Here is a 19,289-nt window from a genome sequence, read left to right as displayed (position 1 = left end):
GGTTTCTCTTTGCAATACCGGGTAAAACTTAATTTAGCAACCAGAATAAATAAGTATAGACTAAGGGCGCTGCAATTAATAAACCATCAAATCGGTCTAAAAAGCCACCGTGTCCAGGTAAAAAATTACCAGAGTCTTTTACGCCTACGCTACGTTTTAGCATTGATTCTACCAAATCTCCTAAAGTGCCGAAACAAGAAATGATCAATGCCATTCCGGACCATTCCAAGAGAGAAATTTCATGGAACCAGCTATTGATTATAAAAGCTACAATTAAACCGGTAAATATTCCACCAAAAAAGCCTTCCCAAGATTTTTTTGGTGAATGACGCTCAAACAAGCGATGTTTGCCGAACTTCATTCCAAATAAATAAGCCCCCGTATCATTTGCCCATAACATTAGTAAAAAGGCTAAAGGAAAATGAAAGCTGTAAGAATTATTTGTTATGAACCCTAAACTAAAGAAGAAAACAAAGGGAACAATCACAAAAATTAACCCTAAAAAAGTAAAAGCGATATTGGAAAAAGGACGTTCGCTTTTACGATAGAGCTCTGCTATAAATACAGCAAAAAATAAAGGAATATATAATAAAAGGTTTTTAACAGGAATATCGATAAAATGAGACGCTGCTATGCTGCCAAAACAAAGTATGGCTAAAGCAACTCCAATAAATAAGTTAGGATGTATTTTTGTTGTTTTAATCATCCGGTAAAACTCCAGCAAACAAACCATGCTTAACAACAGATAAAATGCCGTAAAAGTATAGGCCCCTAAAAAAATAGAACCTAACATAACAATGGTAAAGAAAAACGCGGTAATGGCTCTAGTTTTCATAAGGTTGCTGTATGTTGTTTTGGCTGGCTTTCTTTTTGATGAACAATAAAAGCGAAACGGTTAAAATTGCGCTAATTACACTCATATATAAAGGAACACTCTGCATATCAGATTCGTTAAGAGGAAGGTTTTTACTTTGGTAATAATAAGCCACAAAAACGGCATAAGCATTATTTAAAAAATGCGCAAAAACGGCGTACCATATACTTCCTGTCCAGAAATATAAATATCCAAATGTTGCACCTAAGAACATGCGGGTAAAAAAGCCAAAAAACTGAAAGTGAATACTGCTGAAAATAATTGCTGATAACCAGATGGCTACATGAGGGTTAACCACTAATCTGAAAATACTGCGCTGCAATCCACCTCTGAAAATAAATTCTTCACAAATTGCGGGGGTTACAGCAATTACCAATAAATTGACAATAAGACCCCAGCCCGAAGATGTTTTTAAAATAATTTCGGTTGTTTTGGCCAGATCAGTTTCCATTGCCCGCATCCAGTCTTCTATATTCTTTAAGAAAGCAGGGAGAGACATTTTTTGATTGAGTTCATTTACCCATGACAGAAACGGGAGGCTGCATAAACCTATAAAGGCTGCCATAAGTAATAAGCTGGGCTTAGGTTTTTCAAAACCATAAAACTTATTTAGAGGCTTTCTTTCAACTACGGCAAGTAAAATAGCCGGAGTTAAGAATAAACCAAACTGTTGTGCCGTTAATATGATTTTAAAAGCACCTACATTTTTTTCATTAAGCTGATTAGACAAAACGGCCATTAATGTGTCTAAGCCATACAAAAGATAAACAATTATACAGGCAGCTAAGGCAAAAACAATTAGGCCTAAAATGGCAAATAAGCCTAAAAACATAAGTTGTATAATAGGGTTATTCTCTTGCTTACCGGGTGCGTTTGGATACATTATTTTAATTATATGTAACTTTGCAGTTAAAATAAAACAGGGTTGAAGATATAAAATGTCAGTAAAGATAGGAAATATTGATTTAGGAGACTTTCCTTTATTGTTAGCTCCAATGGAAGATGTGAGCGATCCTCCTTTTCGTTATGTATGCAAACAAGGAGGGGCAGACATGATGTACACAGAGTTTATTTCATCTGAAGGATTGATCAGGTCTGCTGCTAAAAGCCGTCAAAAGTTGGATGTTTTTGAATATGAAAGGCCAATAGGCATTCAGATATTTGGTAGCGATATAGAAAGTATGCGTGAAGCGACTGAAATTGCCACCCTTGCTCAGCCTGACCTGATAGATATCAATTATGGCTGTCCCGTTAAAAATGTAGCGTGTAGAGGTGCGGGTGCAAGCTTGCTACAGGACATTGACAAAATGGTTAAAATGACTGAAGCCGTTGTTAAGGCTACGCATTTACCAGTTACTGTAAAAACCCGTTTAGGCTGGGATGACAATACGAAGAATGTTTATGAAGTGGCAGAGCGGTTGCAAGACATAGGCATACAGGCTTTAACCATACACGGTCGTACCAGGGCGCAGCTCTATAAAGGAGAGGCAGATTGGACATTGATCAGAGAGATCAAAAGAAATCCACGAATCAAAATACCCATATTTGGAAATGGAGATGTGGACAGTCCGGTTAAGGCGGCTAACTGGCGTATGGAATATGAAGTAGATGGGATTATGATAGGACGTGCGGCCATAGGTTATCCATGGATTTTCAGAGAAATCAAACATTTTTTCGAAACAGGGCAATTAATGGACGGACCAACACTGGAAGAACGCGTTTTGGCCTGTAGAACACATTTAACTAAATCAATTGAATGGAAAGGGCCTAAAACAGGGGTGTTTGAAATGCGCAGGCATTATGCCAATTACTTTAAGGGCTTACCTGATTTTAAACCTTATCGTATGCAATTGGTTAAAGAAGAAAACATCGAAGTGATATACAGCTTACTTGACGAAATTTCAGAAAAATACCTGTTTGCAGAACTTTAAGTTAAATGGCCTGATTATTGAGCACAAAAAATTAAAAATAAGCTATGGTTACGGCAACAACACAAGGCGTAAAAATCTCTATAGAAACGATTTATCAGGATCATCAATCTGATTGGGCAAATGCACACTTTATGTTTGCTTATCGTATTTCTATAGAAAACCTTACAGATTATGCCGTACAGCTTTTAAGCCGAAAATGGCTTATTTTTGATTCTAATGGAACTTTAAGAGAAGTAGAAGGGCAGGGAGTAGTGGGAGAGCAACCCATAATAGAACCCGGAGAAAGCTATGTATATGTTTCGGGATGTAACTTAAAAACAGAAATAGGAAGTATGCGTGGTTATTACGTCATGCAACGTGTTTCTGATGAGAAAAATTTTATTGTAGATATTCCTGAGTTTGAACTGGTTGTTCCTTATAAGCTCAATTAGCATTTTATTTTTTTGCTCCGAAAGCCAGATCTCCAGCATCACCTAAACCCGGTACAATATAAGCCTTTGTAGTCATTTCATCATCAATTGCGCCTAACCAGAGGTGTGCTTTAGGCAAATTTGCCCTTACATGTTTAACACCCTCTGTACTTGCAATTGCAGATACAATGTGTAATTTCTCTATCTTATATTCATTGATCAGTTCTTTGGCACAAAGTACCATACTTAAACCTGTTGCTAACATAGGATCAGCCAGTATAACGGTTTTTCCTTCCAGCTCAGGAGCTGAAATATGTTCCATTTGTATAATGAAATCTCCGCCTTTTACCACCTTTCTGTAAGCAGTAATAAAAGCTGATTCGGCTTTATCAAAAACACTTAGTAAGCCTTGGTGCATAGGCAAGCCGGCTCTTAATATGGTGGCAATAACAGGTTGTTGTACTAAAACTTTACTATTAGCAATACCTAAAGGAGTAGTAGTTTCAATATTTTTATAAGCCAAGTGTTTGCTAATTTCATGTCCAAAATAAGCGCCAATGCGTTCAAGGTTTTTTCTAAAACGCATAGAATCTTTTTGAATAATCTCGTCTCTTAACTCAGCAATATAGGTATTGGCAATGCAGGAAGTTTTACTAATATCAACTATCATTATGCTAAAATTGTATAAATATAATTATTTAACGGCCATTTCAACCATAAATCTGTAAACCTCAGACCACCCTTTCCAGGTTTCTGTTTCTGAGAGTGATTCGTTATGCCATAAACAACAAAAAGTACCATTTACCAGTTTAACGTGTCCCATAATTTTAGAAATAACTTCTTTTGCTTTCTTGGGATTTAGTTTTAAATAAACTTTCAATGTAGAATCCATTACCGCAAAAGGGTGAACTTTTAATACAGATTGCTTTTCAAGCTGAAGATCATACCAGAAAAATGAAGTACAGGTACCCGCCCTGAATCCGGCCTGCGAAGCATATCCCATGCTGTAATCATGTAAAATATGGGCTTCTTTTAATTGCAGGTAAGTTTTTGGTAAATGTAATCTTAAAAAATGTTGTCGGGATTTATGAATAGGTTTCTCTACTAACAGTGAGAGATTTTTTATTTCTTCGGTTAGCATCTGTTTATGCTGGTTTGAAGCATATGAAGGATGTATGCCTATATCTGCATATTGTGCCGTTTCTTTAATCAGGGCGTTAAAGTTTTCTTTACCGGGTTTAATGTTGATATCATACTTTTTATCGCCTTTATGTGCATAAAGAAAGAAAAAGATTGGGTTTAAATTATGCTTATTATGAATTTGTCGAAGCATTTCATACGTATCAAAAGGATCTTTTCTTTTTTTCATGCCGGTTAAGAGCACGTTCTTTAAACGCTCTTGATCTCTTTCTAATAAGGCCTTAATTACACGGGCTGTATTCTTTAAAAGGCCGCTGTTTTGAAAATGATAAGCTCTGTCTATATCAAAAGTAGGAACAAACGTAAAAGCCCTTGAACCGAATTTTAAACCGGGAAGATATTTAAGGAGTATATTTTTGAGCATGAGTGCCCACATATCCACTATTGGAAAATCTAGTAAACCCAAATTGAATTGTAAACTGTTTTCTGCCTTAAAACGCTGGTGTTTATCCGGTTCAAAAGGCAGGTATTCTTCATAACGTGAAACAAAGTAAAAAGAAGCAGCAAAAATGTCAAAAGGCAAAAATCCAAATTTTACTGGAAAAGGAACCAGGGTATCTCCAAAAATGATCTGATCAATATGCTGAGGTTGAATTTTGGTTTCAAATAAAAGTTTACAAGATCCAAAATGCAATTCCTGTTTAAGAGGCTGATCCGCGTAGCTGAATTTTGACCCATCATATTGTGAAAACTCACCTTCATTGGTGCTAAAAGAAAGATCTCCTTCATACAACAGAATATCTTTAAACATAAAATTAAAGATATATTTTACCCGTGGAGTAAGCTGTTTGCAAAAGATGAGTAGAGACATATTAAACAGAACAAACGGTTCAAATTACATAAAAATACCAATAAGACTTAAGAAAATGGAGATATAATTTGAAGAATTTCGTTGAAATAACTCATTTGCAGGTCATCTTAGTTTTAACCGGTTAAAACAAAACGGGTAATTTTTGTGATTAAATAAACAAGGCTTTATTTTTACATTGCATGAAATTCAAACTCATATCAGATTATAAACCTACCGGAGATCAGCCTCAGGCTATAGCTCAACTGGTAGAAGGCGTACAATCAGAAGAACATTATCAGACCTTATTGGGTGTAACAGGTTCCGGAAAAACATTTACCGTGGCTAATGTTATTGAGCAGACTCAAAAACCAACCCTGATATTAAGTCACAACAAAACACTCGCGGCACAATTATATGGTGAGTTTAAGCAGTTTTTCCCTGAAAATGCGGTTAATTACTTTGTGTCTTATTACGATTACTATCAGCCAGAGGCTTACATGCCTACTACCAATACTTATATAGAGAAAGACCTGAGCATAAACGAAGAAATAGAAAAATTACGGCTGCGAACAACTTCGGCACTAATGTCTGGCAGGAGAGATGTAATTGTTGTTTCATCCATTTCATGCATTTACGGTATGGGAAACCCTGAAGATTTTTCCCGCTCGGTTTTCAGGTTTGGAGTGGGTACAAAAATTACGAGAAACTCATTTTTACATCATCTGGTAGAGATCTTATACGCAAGGACCATTAATGATTTTAAACGGGGAACTTTCAGGGTAAAAGGAGATACGGTAGATATTTATCCGGCTTATCTTGATAATGCGTATCGCATATCTTTCTTTGGTGACGAAATAGAAGAACTTACAGTAATAGATCCTGTTACGGGAAAAACATTAGAAAAAATGCAGGATATGTCAATTTATCCGGCAAATCTGTTTGTTACGCCAAAAGACAGATTTAATCAGTCTATATGGGCTATTCAGGAAGAACTTGAGGTAAGAAAGAACCAGCTCACCAAAGATGGGCTTTTGCTTGAAGCCAAGAGATTGGAAGAGCGGGTTAACTTTGATATAGAAATGATGAAAGAACTGGGCTATTGCTCAGGAATAGAAAATTATTCCAGATTTTTTGATGGTAGGCCTCCGGGAATGCGTCCCTTCTGTTTATTAGATTATTTTCCGGATGATTATTTAATGGTGATTGATGAAAGCCATGTTACCGTTCCGCAAATAAGAGCCATGTATGGTGGAGATAGATCAAGAAAACTTGCTCTTGTTGAGTACGGATTTCGTTTACCTTCGGCCTTAGATAACCGACCATTGAATTTTGAGGAATTTGAACGGATGGCTCCACAGACCATTTATGTAAGCGCAACACCTGCCGATTATGAATTACAGAAATCGGATGGTGTAGTAGTAGAACAAGTGATCAGGCCAACCGGATTATTGGATCCTTTAATAGAAGTAAGGCCCGCAGTTAATCAGGTTGATGATTTGTTGGACGAAATAGATAAAACCGTTAAGAACGGAGACAGGGTTCTGGTTACCACGCTTACCAAGCGAATGGCAGAAGAACTGACCAAATATATGGATCGCTTAAATATCAGGTGCCGATATATACACTCTGAAATCAAGACCTTAGAAAGGGTTGAAATTTTAAGAGGATTACGATTGGGAGAATTTGACGTTTTGGTGGGGATTAACTTGTTAAGAGAAGGATTAGATTTACCGGAAGTAAGTTTAGTAGCTATATTAGATGCGGATAAAGAAGGGTTTTTGCGATCAGATAGGGCATTGATACAAACCATTGGTAGGGCTGCTCGTAACGATAGAGGAAGGGTAATCATGTACGCAGATGATATGACCGATTCAATGGAGCGAACAATTACAGAAACCAATCGGAGAAGAGAAAAGCAAATTGCTTATAATACTGAACATGGTATCACACCAAAAACAGTGGGTAAATCTAAAGAAGAAATTTTAGAGCAAACATCTGTATTGGAAGTATCTGAACGTATGAAGGCCAAAGCAAGAGCTTATGTTGAAGTAGATGAAGTAAGCATTGCTGCAGACCCTATTGTACAATACATGAGTAAAACAGAGCTTAAAAAAGCGATTGATCAATCTAGAAAAGATATGCAGAAAGCGGCGAAAGATACCGACTTTTTACTGGCAGCACGCTTGCGTGATGAGATGTTTGCTTTAGAAAAAGTATTTGAAGAACGCTTTGGAAAAACAGAGAAATAGAAATATATGGACGGGCAAAATAGAAAAGACATTTATCCAGGATTGGAAGTAGGTATTATCTTAAAGAAAGATCAGCGGAACGGAAATATTACTTATGGTGTGGTGAAGAATATCTTAACCTCTGCATCTTTTCATTCAAGAGGAATAAAAGTTAGGCTAGAAGATGGGCAGATTGGGCGTGTGGCAGAAATTGTACAGGAAGATTAATCATTAGTCCTGCCGTGCCTGAAATAATACCCAGCTAAATTTACTGCAATTACAAAGTGGTTAAAAACATTTGGGAAAAAGCCATAATAATGCGTAAAGATTTTAAAACGTTCTTTTAAGCTTTCCCAATGTTTTTTTTTGCTCATTCCACCTACCAAGTATTTTGCTACGTACTGATGGGTATTTACAATATTCGAAGATTTTTTTGCCGCTTTGATAATCCAATCTATGTCAGAACTGTATTTGTATTTCAAATCGTAAGGTTCTGCAAGGCTTCGTTTTACATAAATAGCCTGATGGCTGATGTTCATCCCATATTTAAAGCTCTGCCAGTTAAACTGTTCAGGAGCCTCATGTCTGCGCTGACCTAAGCTATGCCAGTCCTCATCATACATTTCTGTTTCACCATAATAAATGTCTCCTGAAGGTGCCGAATTAAAAACATTCTCAACCGTATGGCTGTCATAGATCTCATCGCCAGAGTTCATAAATAATACATAATCGCCCTTAGCTAAAGCCAGCCCCTTATTCATGGCATCATAAATACCTTTATCGGGTTCGGAGATAAAGCAAGCCAGCTTATCTTTATATTGTGCTATCTTTTCGGGCGTACCATCATTAGATGCCCCGTCTATAACAATGTATTCAATGTTAGGATAAGTTTGGTTCAATACCGATAACATGGTGCGTTCAATGTCTTTAACATTATTGTAAACGATGGTAATTACACTCAGTTTCGGTTTCATATTTATTGAGGTTGTTCGGCAATTAAATGTTGGTACAATGTTAAGTGTTGATGAGCAATAACTTCAGGTGCAAACTCCTTTAAAATGGTTTTGCGGGCTTCTTTTTGTATCTCTTCTTTATCTTCTGTTAGATACAACCATTCAATACCATCTGCCAGATCAGTAACAGACTGGTATTTGGCCAGGTAACCATTCTGCAGATGTTTTACCATATCTGGAATACCGCCTGTTTCAAAAGCAACTACGGGAGTTGCACAAGCTAAACTTTCCATCACTGTATTAGGAAGGTTGTCTTCAAGAGAAGGGGTTACAAATACATCAGCAGCGGCATAACATTTTGCCAAATGATCATCTTTATTGATTGTGCCTAAAAAAGTGGTTTTAAAAGGAAATTGAGGGACATCTTGCTGGTCTTTATTCCCAAAAATTACCAGTTCAATCTGCTCATTATCAATTTCAGGTCTCGATGCAAGTTCTTTTAACGCCTCAACAAGATAAGGAGTTCCTTTGTGCTTATCATTTTTAGATGGCATGAAACCACTTAAAATAACAAACTTTTGCGGGCTTATTTTTAAGATTTTTTTGGCTTCTGTCTTAACATAAGGTTTAAAAACAGCTATTTCAATGGTGTTGGGTATAACAGAAATATTTCTCAAGCCCAGTAAGCTGCTGTGCTTAACCGATGCGGCCATCCAATTACTGGGTGCAATGATATGAAAATTAAGATTTGTATAAGCCTTTTGTTTTCTTAACCAGTTACGATGAGAAAGATCTTTTTCTCCTGCAAACTTTAATAAAGGGCAATGTCCGCATTGTTTATGGTAATTTTCACAGCTATAACGCACATGACATCCGCCGGTAAAGGCATTGCTATCATGAAAAGTCCACACAATAGGTTTATCTAGCTCATCAAGCTGAGCTAAAAATTTTGGAGATAAAAAACCATGATTGATCCAGTGGATGTGGATGACATCGGCCTCTTTTACCAATGGATGTTTTAATACCGACCTGCCAAACCATTGCAAAGAAAATGGTGTTCGAGCCGATTGTTTAGTGAAGAACCGAGATAAATAACGTTCGCCAAGAATGTTAAAAACAGCTCTTATTTTAGCAAAGAAGTGTTGGCTTAAATTAAAAATCTTAGGATTGTGTCCAAACTTATAGAAAACCAACACATCTGAGGTGCAATTGGCAGCGTTTAATGAATCGCTTAAACGAAGACAGGCTCTACCTGCCCCCCCGTTTCCATCATAAGTATTTAGGTGAACAATTTTCAAATCAATCAAAAATAATATTTATTAAGAAGGCTTACTAAACCTTAACGCAAAAAATTACTCAAAACATATGCAAAAAAAATTTGGTTATATAAGTTTATGAGCAATGTACTCACCGACAGAGATTTTTGGTTAAACTATTGGCAGCGTAAAACAGGGCTGGCAGTAGAAATTCCTGAAAACTATTTATTCTATAAACAACTAACAAATATCATTAAACAGGATGACGTAAAAACCGCTATTGAATTGGGTGGTTTTCCTGGATATTATGCGGCTTATCTCAAAAAATATCATAATCTGGATGTAACCCTGCTCGATTATTTTATACACCCACCCATTACTTCTGCGCTCTTGGCTGCAAACAGATTGCAGTCGGATGATGTAAAAATCATAGAAGCAGATTTGTTTGCTTACACTCCACAAAAACAATATGATCTGGTATTAAGCTGTGGGCTGATTGAGCATTTTACAGATACCAAGGACATTATAGAGCGCCATGTAGCCTTTCTAAAACCCGGAGGAAGTCTGTTTATTACCCTTCCTAATTTTCGTGGCATAAACGGATGGTTTCAGTTAAAATTTGATAAAGAGAATTACGATAAGCATAACATCAATTGCATGGATCCAAAATTATTGGAGGCCATTTGCAAAGATTTAGGCCTAAAAGTTTTGCAATCCGAATATTTCGGTAAATTTAGTGTGTGGTTAGAAAATGAAAAAGAGAAGTCTATCGGGGTAAAAGCGTTTAAAAAAGCCGTATGGGTTTTAGGAAAGGTGTTTACCCGAGTATTTTCTTTTGAAACCAAACAACTCTCGCCATACATTATGGTTTATGCAAAAAAGGTCTAAATTAATATGAAACAAACCTACCTAATAATATTGGTTCTTTTAACCTCTTGTGCAACTAAAATAAAGGCACAAAATACAGAAGCAAATGAGATTAATAATGCTGTAAACTCAAGGTACATTAGCAGTAGAAAGACTTTTACAGGAAAACTGGACGATATAGAAAATAAAGATATCAGAGAAAAAATAGCAAAAGAGCTAAACAGGAATATTGATGCTGATAAGGCCATATTGATTAATTATTTTCAACGAGGGCCGAACTGCATTACTTATAAATATAACAATGAGACCTATTCCTCTATGTTGAACAATACAGTTAATATTTCAAATCGAATAACGGCTGAAAAAAACGCGGTTGACTTCTTTATTTATGCTAAAGATGCTTTTCATTTAGACTTGTTGAAGGATAGAAAGGATTTTATACAAGATTCGGGCTTTTTTCAAAGCAATGTTTTTACCATTCAGGAAAATTGTGGGGCATTTTTAATCTTAAAACCAGACGGAAGATTTATGAAATGCTATGATGAAGATTATTTTACCGAAGTAGATAATTTTTTAAAGCAGAAATAAAGCAGAGCGATTAAAAAGGAAGTGCTGCAAACTTTTCTTTAACAAACCGTATAACTCTTTGTACAAAACTACCTTTTCTATATGTTAAAAAGTGTTTAATAGCACCATAGGCCTGTTTATTTTCTTCAATAACTTCAGGGAAGTAGCTAATGGGTTTTGGATTAATGATCACATTATAAATATCGTTAATACCTGAATGAACCCCTGAACCGTCGTGGCCAATATTGTTGATTAATGAATGTGCCGGGTTTAAGGTCAGGCCTCCTTTCAAGAAAATAGAGGCGTACCATCTGATAGCCCAGGAGTTATTTTTGCCTCGTTTAAATTCCTTAACCTGTTTCCAGAAATTCATGGAATGATCTATGGAGAAGGCTTTTATTTTTTCTTTGTCGAACTGTTTGACCAATACATCTATGTTGGGTTCAAAATGACGCCATGCCCTTTCCCAGGTAGCCCAGCCCCAACTGCTCGCCGCTCGGTAGAAAAAAGTTTCGGGCAGGTCATTTTCTTTAAGGTTATACATGTAGGCCCCAATATGCATGACTTTTTCTTCATTATGATACCGATCTAAAGCATTGTTGAAATAGGTTAAAGTATGAGGAGAAGAGATCAGATCGTCTTCAAATACAATCACTTTACCATAATCTTTTATAAGCTGAGAAACCCCCTCAATAATGGAATTGGCTAAACCTGTATTGGTCTTGCGCTCAATAACCTTAATAGATTTGAAACCCTCTATATTATTAATGATAGACCTTACCTCGCTAACTTTTTCCTGATCATCATTGGTTTTTGCCCCGTCTGAAAAAATAAATAAACGACTATCTGATGCAAGCGCATTCTGTTGCAGAAACTTAAGGGTACGTTCTGTGTGCTGCGGACGATTGTAAACAAATAACGCTATAGGGGCAAGATTTTGCATTGAATTAAATGGCTAAACAGTTTTGTTCTTTATAAAATACAGAAGTGGCCTTGTAATAAAAAAGACCTGGAGAAATGCCTGAAAAGTACAACTCTTTAAATCCCTGTGCAGATAAGAAAGATCTGGCTTCCTGATAAGTTTCTCTTTCCGAGTCGTCAAGTACAATCACTCCGTTAGCAGATAAAGCATTAACAGCATGTTTGCAACAGTTTACCCGGTCTCTGCCATCTACAATAATCACATCGAATTTTTTTCCGGTTAACATCGCTTTTTGTGCATATTCGCCGTTAGGTTCTAATTGTGTAAATATCATTTCGGCATTCTCAGCTTTTTCGTTTACAATCTTCTTGAACCAAGCTTCATCATGCTCAACAGAAACTACAGAACCAACTCTTTTGGCATAAAATAAAGTAGAGTTACCAGAGCCATATTCAAATACACTTAAGGATTTGTTTAATCGAACCTTTATAAAATCGATAAAAGAATAAGTTACCCATGGAATAGGCTGACCCTCGGCATCAATAGCCTGTTTTTGATCAAAAGCATTGAACCACCCAATTTCGTTTAAATAGCCCTTTCCGTTATAAGAAAGCAAGGCTGCTAATCTTTTAGGCTTTGCAATTAGTTTTGCAAGCGCTGTAAATTTATTCAACGTTTAAATATTTTTTGAAATATACTTACCAAAAATACAGATTTTAACATCATTATGCCTTGTCTGCGGGTTTTGGGGATAAAAAGAATAAGAAAAGTAGAAGAAGCATAGGCCACTACAGTAGCTATTGCTGTTCCCATCATACCCATTTTGGGAATTAAAATAAAGTTAAGTACTACGTTTACAATGGCTCCAAAGCCCGTACGAATAAAGGTTAATTTATGATAACCTTCTGCAATCAATACCTGTGTACTGGCCACACCCAGAAAAACAAACAGCGAACCCCACACATGTACGGTTAAAACCGGTGCTGCGGCAGCATACTGGGTTTTAAAAAGTTTGTAGATCAAAGGTGAAGCAAAGCTGATAAAGATCGCAAACGACAGGCTTAACCAGATCATCAAATCATAAAGATTTTGAATCCGTTTCATATACCGTTGTTTATCATCTCTCCTTGCATTTAAGATAGCCGGAAATAAGGAAGCTACAATGGCTCCCGGAACAAAATTCAGAGCCTCACTAAACATTACAACCGTTGCATATGCGCCTGCCGCTGCAGCACCTTCAGATCCCAATAACTCTTTTAGCATAATGGTATCTATACGCATGTAAACAGAAACCATAATACCTGAAATAATCAGAGGCCATGAAAAACTGAGTAGTTTTTTAGCCAGTTTTTGATCAAAACTCCAGTCAAATATTTTTCGACCACTACGGTTATAGGTTAAGAAATATCCAAGAGAAAGCACAAAAACATCAAATAAGGCAGCATAAACAAAAGAGATTAAATCGGCATTGCTTTTTATCAGGATGATTTTAATCGCTGCAGAGATAAGATTTCCAATTACCTGCACCTGCATAATGTACTTAGACTGTACCTGCGATTGAAAAAAAGCATCTATCACAGTTAAAGACTGTAATAAACCGGTAAAAGAAAGAATAAATATAATCTGATAAGAAATTCCATTTAAAGGGAAAAACTGCCAAACCACAAAAATAAGTGGAACACAGACTGCTCCGGCTATCGCCTTTAACCCAAAAGCAGTTCCTAAAATTTTATTCTTGCTTTGAGGAAACTGATGTAATTCCTTAACAATAAAGCTGTCTAGCCCCAGACCGGCAACAGAAGCAAAAAGAAAAATATAAGAAATGGAAGTATTCAGAATACCATTTTTATTTGCAAGAAGATAATTTGCCAGAAAAATACTTACCACCATTTTAATGGCTAAGCTACCTACACGGCCAAACATTAACAGGCCGGTATTTTTAAAGTACTTTTTAAAGGCTTCTTCATCAAAGCCGGTTTTAGCCAATAACTTCATGCGGTCAAATATGCAAAATTAGCTTTATTGCTTAAAACTATTCTCAATGCGCTCTATCTGTTTAAGGTGATGTTTTAAATGGATTTGAATAAACCTGACCCACTGCCGAGCATTAAGCAGATTTAATACAGGATGTTTTACTTTAACAGATGGATCAGCTGTTTTTATAAGGCTGAAGTGTTTTTCAAACATGATCTCAAAATCAGTAATTAGTTGACGGGCAGCTTCTATGCTAATCTTTTTTACCCGACTCTCTATTCTTTCAGGAGCTTTTATTTTCTTTCCCGAAGGAAATTTGCCCCATAATAAAACCATTTTTACTTTAAAAGGGGTAGAACCTTTTGTTCCCTGACCCTTTATACAATTACTGATAGCCATCATAGATAGCAGGCTGGAGTCAAAAATATGATTGTACACCTCAGCATAACTCCAACCGCCCAGAGGAGGTGTTTCAGTGAATTGTTCAGGATTCAAGGTCTCTAATACAGCCCGATATTTTGCAGTTAGCAGTTGTATAGATGTTTTGATCCCTGATAAACTCATTAATCTAAATTAATTAAAAATGTAATAACAATTCTTCCAAATGGTTGATCTGCCAGTTTACATCTGTCGGTTTTTCTATGTTGGCGGGATTAAAAAATATGGCTTTGATCCCGAAATCCTGCGCTCCTCTGATATCAGCCTCTAAACTGTCGCCTATCATGATGCTTTCATGCTTAAATGCAGAAGCTTTATTCAAAGCGTATTCAAAAATAGCTTTGTCAGGTTTGTTTACGCCCACATCTTCAGAAATAATTACATTTTTAAAGTAAGGGTTCAGGTTAGAAACACTCATCTTTGTCAATGTAGTTTCTTTAAAGCCATTAGAAATAATATGTAAGTGGTACTTGTTCTGAAGATAGCTCAATACCTTTTGGGCCCCATCAAATAAATTGGTTTTATAAGGGCTTATGCGAACATAGTCCTGTTCAAACTCACTCGGTATTAATTCGGGCTTTATGCCTAATTCTAAAAAAGTCTTTTTAAATCGTTGCTCTCTGAGGGTTTCCTTATTGATTTTGCCATTATGATACATAGCCCATAAAGCATGATTATTAACCGTATAAAGCGCTATAAATTGCTGTGCCGAAGAAACACCTAAGGCATTTAAATCATATTTGTCATACAACTCTAAAAGTGCTTCCTGTGCATTGCGATCAAAATCCCAGATGGTGTGGTCTAAATCAAAAAAGATGTGTTTTATGGTATTTTCCATGATATACCGATAAAGGTAAGGCATAAAAGTAAGATCCGTTTAAAGCGGATGTAAAAAAACAGCGAAATGTAAGCTTCAGGCTTTTTACTTTCTGCTAACCAATAGACTGTTAAGGAATTGTATTTTTGAATTATGAAAATAGAAATTTGGTCGGATGTGATGTGCCCGTTTTGCTATATAGGCAAAAGACATCTTGAAAAAGCAATGGATAAACTGCCATTTAAAGATAAGATAGATATAGAGTGGAGAAGCTATCAGCTTAATCCTGATTATCAGAACGAAAATCATGAAACGGTGTATGATTACTTATCGCGCAGTAAAGGAATGAGCGTAGATCAGGCTAAACAAATGACAGCTCAGGTTAGAAACATGGCCGATGAAGCGGGATTATCTGTAGATTTTGGTAAAAACATACCGGCTAATACTTTTAAAGCACATCAGTTGATTCATTTTGCTGCAACTAAGAAGCTGCAAAATCAGGCAGAGGAAGCTCTGTTTAAGGCACATTTTACCGAAGGAAAAGATGTAAACGATAAAGTTATATTATTAGACATTGCTAGCAATTTAGGTTTGGACAGGACAGAAGCAGAAGAGGCGCTTAATAAAGAAACATTTGCTGAAGCAGTGAGATATGATATTTATGAAAGCCAGCAGATAGGCATAAGGGGAGTTCCTTTTTTTGTGCTTGACAGAAAATATGCCCTTTCAGGCGCACAACCTGTAGAAGCATTTGAAGCCGCATTGAAACAAAGTTTTGATGAATGGAGCAAAACACAGCAACCCAATCTAACATCTCTAAATGCTGATGATCAAGCTTCATGTACTGATGAAGGCTGTAGCATATAAAATAAAGAGGCTGTTTAAAAAATCTAGCGATTCGTCATTCTGAACTTGTTTCAGAATCTGAAACATTTTATAGAATCTCTCAGAGAGACCCTGAAATAAATTCAGGGTGACGACTGACTTTTAAACAGCCTCTTAATGTAAGTACTATTTTAAGGAATTAATATTATTGGTAAGCTTAAAATTATCGGCATTTCTCATCAGGTCTACCATGATTTTAACACTTTCATCCTCAATAAAATCATCATTAATAATCTTATTAGCTGCTTTATCTGTTTTGCTTAATGCAGGTAAACCTTTTGAAGCACGAATTTCATTTAAACGGGCCAGGTTTTTATTTTCTATCTGATCGCGTTCTGCTTTTAGCTTGGCTTCATTTAAAGGAACAGAAGTCTCATTCTCTTTTTGCTTAACCTCAGCTACATCTTCTTTTAAGATTTTATACTCAACTGATTTTTCCATACGCTGATTATGTAACTGATTTAAGGTAGCCTTAGCTAAAGTAAAATCATTAAAAGGTGTATAATTAGAGGCTTTAATCATGTCAAAAGGTAAAGCAGAAGGCTCTGTATCTTCCCCAATCTTATCTAAAGGATAAATTGAAGGGAACTGAATATCAGGAATTACACCCTTATGCTGTGTACTGTTACCACTTACACGATAGAATTTAGCCATAGTAAGATTAATCTGACCTAATACAGGAACCCCGTTTTTATCTACAATCGTTACCGTATTAGAGTTTTTATCGTTTTTAGCTGTTTCGTTTTTCTTATTGAAAAGACTCATCAGTTTTTGGATCATAGAAGGATTCATGATAGAGTTCAGATCAATAGAAGACTGTACGGTTCCTTTACCATAAGTTTGGGTACCAATAATAATGCCCCTTCCATAATCCTGCATAGCTCCTGCAAAAATCTCAGAAGCAGATGCGCTTAAACGGTCAACCATAACACCTAAAGGACCAGACCAGGCAACTTTGCTCTCTTCATCATCATAAACTTTTACACTGTTTCTGTAATCTTTTACCTGTACAACAGGGCCTTTACCTACAAATAAGCCAGACAATTCAACGGCTTCATTTAGAGAACCTCCACCATTTGCTCGTAAATCTACAAGCACGGCATCTACTTTGTCCATATTTTTCAGTGTATCCAACAATAACCTTACGTCGCGTGTGGTACTTTTGTAATTTGGATCGCCGGCATTAGCCGCTTTGAAGTCTGCATAAAAAGCAGGGATTTTAATGATCCCTATTTTATATGTTTTTCCATTATCAGTAATGGTTTTTACTGATTTTTTAGCAGATTGTTCTTCTAAAATGATCTTATCTCTCACTAAGGTAACAACCTTAGGTTTTGATGATAAGTCCTGTCCAACAGGAATAACTTTTAAACGCACAACGGTTCCTTTGGGGCCTTTTATTTTAGCTACAGTATTATCTATACGCCAGCCAATCACATCTTCAAACTCCCCGTTTTCACCTTGCGCAACAGCAATAATTTTATCACCGGCATTAAGCTGCTTGCTTTTAAAGGCAGGGCTTCCGGCAACAATAGAAACAATTTTGGTTACTTCGTTGTCTAATTGTAACGTAGCACCAATGCCCTCAAGAGATCTTGACATTTCCTGATTAAAGGTTTCTGCGTTTCGGGGGTTAAAGTAATTGGTATGTGGATCAATAGCCTCTGTAAAAGAGTCCATTAAGATTTGAAATACATCCTGATTGTTAACTTTTGCAGCCTGCGATTTTAGGTTCTGGTATCTTTTGGTCAAAGTTTCAGAATTCTTGGCTTGCTCAGAACCGGTAATTTTTAAATTTACCAGTTCATATTTTATGCGTTTGTTCCAAATGTTGTCTAATTCATTTTGAGATGCTGCCCAAGGTAATTTCTCCCGGTCATAAACGTAAGAATCATCCTGGTTGAAGTCATATTTTGTGTTTACGCGGGAAAGAGAATAATCAATGCGTTGGTTATATCTCTTTAAATAGACATTGAACATATAAAAAGGAACGCTTAGGTCTCCCTCTCTAAGGTAATCATCAAAATTATACCTGGATTTTTCAAACTCTGTAATATCAGCGTTTACAAAATAACTGCGAGATGGGTCTAACGCCTTAATATACCGGTCAAAGATAATGCTCGAAATAGAGTCGTTAATCTTGATTTTTTTGTAATTGTAGTTCTCAATCAATGAGACCAATTCCCTGCTAACCAAACTCTGCTGCTCATCAGGTTTAATGTTGATCACTCCTTCTACAGGCTTTTGTGCTTTGGGTTGCGCACTACAGGCCAGCACAGCTGCGGTAAGCGTGATGGTGAATATTTTCTTTAGCATCTCTCTAACTGTTTTAAAATCCATTGTTGTAAAAAACATCATCCAATATGATACCAATTTTTTAAATAAACAAAAAAGACACAGCGATTTTCTGTATCTTTTTTGTAAACTTAGTAAAAAATGACCTCTGCTTGCGCAAAAATCTATGTGGGTTTAACTTAATGACCTTAACTTTTGCCTTTGCTTTTTTCTGTAAGTACAGATTTACTTACCCTTATGCGCTGATTGTATTGAAGCAGATTAGAAGCTTTTGCCAGTTCCTCTGCTCTTAACAGATCTTTAGATGCCAGCCCAAATTCTTTTTTCTTGATTTTAATATCTGCAATACCCAATACAGAATCTAAATAGATGGATTGATTATTCAGCTGCTGAGCTAATATACCCTGCTGTGTATAAAACCACATAGACTGGGTTAATTTATTCGCGGCAAAATAAATGCGGCCAAGCATATTATAAGATAACATTTGCCCGTTTCTGCTTCCGATCTTTGAGTAATTTTTCAATGCAGATTTAAGAACAACCTGTTCAGCTTCATTATAATTCTCTTGTTCAAGTAGCAATGCGCTAATCTTTAAAAGAACCGAACCGTATTTGTTGTATTTTTTGTCGGCGTTATATTCTTCGGCAGCTTTTTTATATAATGTAATGGCCCCACTCAAATCTCCCATTTGTTCATTAAACTCTGCCAGCTCCATTTGCTTATCGGCATTAGATACTTTGGTACTGATAACAGCGATATTAATAGCTGGCTGGCTTCCTGCATTTTCTGCCCCATTTGGGGAGATAAAGTTTTGAGCCATAGCCCAATTACATGCTATAAATGCGATGAACGTTAATGCTGTTCTTTTCATTTTATAAAAG

General features: G+C 36.3%; 20 protein-coding genes. 7 read left to right on the top strand and 13 right to left on the bottom strand.

Annotation, left to right across the window (positions count from 1 at the left end):
- Positions 1–28 precede the first annotated feature (28 nt).
- Complete coding sequence (locus MMF97_RS03305) at positions 29–835, bottom strand: phosphatidate cytidylyltransferase (protein WP_243359128.1); 807 nt, start codon at positions 833–835, stop codon at positions 29–31.
- Positions 825–1,757 carry a CPBP family intramembrane glutamic endopeptidase gene (locus MMF97_RS03300; RefSeq protein ID WP_243359125.1) on the bottom strand — a complete coding sequence of 311 codons (933 nt, stop codon included), beginning with the start codon at positions 1,755–1,757 and terminating at the stop codon, positions 825–827. The genes MMF97_RS03305 and MMF97_RS03300 overlap by 11 nt, the downstream gene beginning before the upstream one ends.
- A gap of 55 nt (positions 1,758–1,812) precedes the next feature.
- Here MMF97_RS03300 and dusB point away from each other — a divergent pair, with 55 nt between their 5' ends.
- Together dusB and apaG are read left to right on the top strand one after the other, a co-directional pair.
- Positions 1,813–2,805, top strand: coding sequence for a tRNA dihydrouridine synthase DusB (gene dusB, locus MMF97_RS03295; protein ID WP_243359123.1), 993 nt, complete (start codon positions 1,813–1,815; stop codon positions 2,803–2,805).
- A gap of 44 nt (positions 2,806–2,849) precedes the next feature.
- On the top strand, positions 2,850–3,236 hold the full coding sequence (apaG, locus tag MMF97_RS03290; RefSeq protein ID WP_243359122.1) for a Co2+/Mg2+ efflux protein ApaG: 387 nt from the start codon (positions 2,850–2,852) through the stop codon (positions 3,234–3,236).
- A gap of 4 nt (positions 3,237–3,240) precedes the next feature.
- Here the strand turns inward: apaG and upp are convergent, their stop codons facing one another.
- On the bottom strand, positions 3,241–3,885 hold the full coding sequence (gene upp / locus MMF97_RS03285; protein WP_243359120.1) for a uracil phosphoribosyltransferase: 645 nt from the start codon (positions 3,883–3,885) through the stop codon (positions 3,241–3,243).
- A gap of 24 nt (positions 3,886–3,909) precedes the next feature.
- Positions 3,910–5,166 carry a polysaccharide deacetylase family protein gene (locus tag MMF97_RS03280; RefSeq protein WP_243359118.1) on the bottom strand — a complete coding sequence of 419 codons (1,257 nt, stop codon included), beginning with the start codon at positions 5,164–5,166 and terminating at the stop codon, positions 3,910–3,912.
- Positions 5,167–5,405: 239 nt separating this feature from the next.
- Between MMF97_RS03280 and uvrB the strand changes: the two genes are divergently transcribed.
- Both uvrB and MMF97_RS03270 read left to right on the top strand, forming a co-directional pair.
- Positions 5,406–7,454 carry an excinuclease ABC subunit UvrB gene (gene uvrB / locus MMF97_RS03275; protein WP_243359117.1) on the top strand — a complete coding sequence of 683 codons (2,049 nt, stop codon included), beginning with the start codon at positions 5,406–5,408 and terminating at the stop codon, positions 7,452–7,454.
- 6 nt (positions 7,455–7,460) lie between these two features.
- Complete coding sequence (locus MMF97_RS03270; RefSeq protein WP_243359116.1) at positions 7,461–7,661, top strand: YwbE family protein; 201 nt, start codon at positions 7,461–7,463, stop codon at positions 7,659–7,661.
- Here the strand turns inward: MMF97_RS03270 and MMF97_RS03265 are convergent.
- Both MMF97_RS03265 and MMF97_RS03260 read right to left on the bottom strand, forming a co-directional pair.
- Positions 7,658–8,407 carry a glycosyltransferase family 2 protein gene (locus MMF97_RS03265; RefSeq protein WP_243359115.1) on the bottom strand — a complete coding sequence of 250 codons (750 nt, stop codon included), beginning with the start codon at positions 8,405–8,407 and terminating at the stop codon, positions 7,658–7,660. The two genes, MMF97_RS03270 and MMF97_RS03265, sit on opposite strands and share 4 nt — an antisense overlap.
- A 2-nt stretch (positions 8,408–8,409) precedes the next feature.
- Entirely contained in the window at positions 8,410–9,684 is a 1,275-nt protein-coding gene (locus tag MMF97_RS03260; protein ID WP_243359113.1) for a glycosyltransferase family 4 protein, read from the bottom strand.
- 96 nt (positions 9,685–9,780) lie between these two features.
- On the opposite strand from MMF97_RS03260, the gene MMF97_RS03255 reads away from it, so the two are divergent.
- Together MMF97_RS03255 and MMF97_RS03250 are read left to right on the top strand one after the other, a co-directional pair.
- Positions 9,781–10,530 (top strand): class I SAM-dependent methyltransferase, encoded by a 750-nt coding sequence (locus tag MMF97_RS03255; RefSeq protein ID WP_243359111.1) that lies wholly within the window; start codon positions 9,781–9,783, stop codon positions 10,528–10,530.
- Positions 10,531–10,536: 6 nt separating this feature from the next.
- Positions 10,537–11,097, top strand: a complete 561-nt coding sequence (locus MMF97_RS03250; RefSeq protein WP_243359110.1) for a hypothetical protein — start codon at positions 10,537–10,539, stop codon at positions 11,095–11,097.
- Positions 11,098–11,107: 10 nt separating this feature from the next.
- Here MMF97_RS03250 and MMF97_RS03245 read toward each other — a convergent pair whose 3' ends face one another.
- Genes MMF97_RS03245 through MMF97_RS03225 form a run of 5 tightly spaced genes read right to left on the bottom strand, consistent with a single transcriptional unit; the run spans position 11,108 to position 15,248 of the window.
- Entirely contained in the window at positions 11,108–12,019 is a 912-nt protein-coding gene (locus MMF97_RS03245) for a glycosyltransferase (RefSeq protein ID WP_243359109.1), read from the bottom strand.
- 4 nt (positions 12,020–12,023) lie between these two features.
- A complete protein-coding gene (locus MMF97_RS03240) occupies positions 12,024–12,671 on the bottom strand; it encodes a class I SAM-dependent methyltransferase (RefSeq protein WP_243359107.1) in 648 nt (215 codons plus the stop codon).
- Positions 12,668–13,993: a flippase gene (locus MMF97_RS03235; protein WP_243359106.1), complete on the bottom strand. Its 1,326-nt coding sequence runs from the start codon at positions 13,991–13,993 to the stop codon at positions 12,668–12,670. The genes MMF97_RS03240 and MMF97_RS03235 overlap by 4 nt, the downstream gene beginning before the upstream one ends.
- Positions 13,994–14,017: 24 nt before the next feature.
- Entirely contained in the window at positions 14,018–14,536 is a 519-nt protein-coding gene (locus MMF97_RS03230; RefSeq protein ID WP_243359104.1) for a DinB family protein, read from the bottom strand.
- Between the two features lie 13 nt (positions 14,537–14,549).
- Positions 14,550–15,248 carry a YjjG family noncanonical pyrimidine nucleotidase gene (locus MMF97_RS03225; RefSeq protein WP_243359101.1) on the bottom strand — a complete coding sequence of 233 codons (699 nt, stop codon included), beginning with the start codon at positions 15,246–15,248 and terminating at the stop codon, positions 14,550–14,552.
- A 132-nt stretch (positions 15,249–15,380) separates the two neighbouring features.
- Here MMF97_RS03225 and MMF97_RS03220 point away from each other — a divergent pair, with 132 nt between their 5' ends.
- On the top strand, positions 15,381–16,094 hold the full coding sequence (locus MMF97_RS03220; protein WP_243359100.1) for a DsbA family oxidoreductase: 714 nt from the start codon (positions 15,381–15,383) through the stop codon (positions 16,092–16,094).
- A gap of 144 nt (positions 16,095–16,238) precedes the next feature.
- On the opposite strand, the gene MMF97_RS03215 is transcribed toward MMF97_RS03220, so the two are convergent.
- Positions 16,239–18,428 carry a carboxy terminal-processing peptidase gene (locus MMF97_RS03215; RefSeq protein WP_243359099.1) on the bottom strand — a complete coding sequence of 730 codons (2,190 nt, stop codon included), beginning with the start codon at positions 18,426–18,428 and terminating at the stop codon, positions 16,239–16,241.
- A 167-nt stretch (positions 18,429–18,595) separates the two neighbouring features.
- A complete protein-coding gene (locus tag MMF97_RS03210; protein ID WP_243359098.1) occupies positions 18,596–19,279 on the bottom strand; it encodes a tetratricopeptide repeat protein in 684 nt (227 codons plus the stop codon).
- Positions 19,280–19,289 lie beyond the last annotated feature (10 nt).

The organism is Pedobacter montanisoli (assembly GCF_022809115.1).
GTDB classification, from domain to species: domain Bacteria; phylum Bacteroidota; class Bacteroidia; order Sphingobacteriales; family Sphingobacteriaceae; genus Pedobacter; species Pedobacter montanisoli.
Note: the sequence above shows the minus strand (reverse complement) of the source record. Positions and strands in the feature narration are given on the sequence as shown.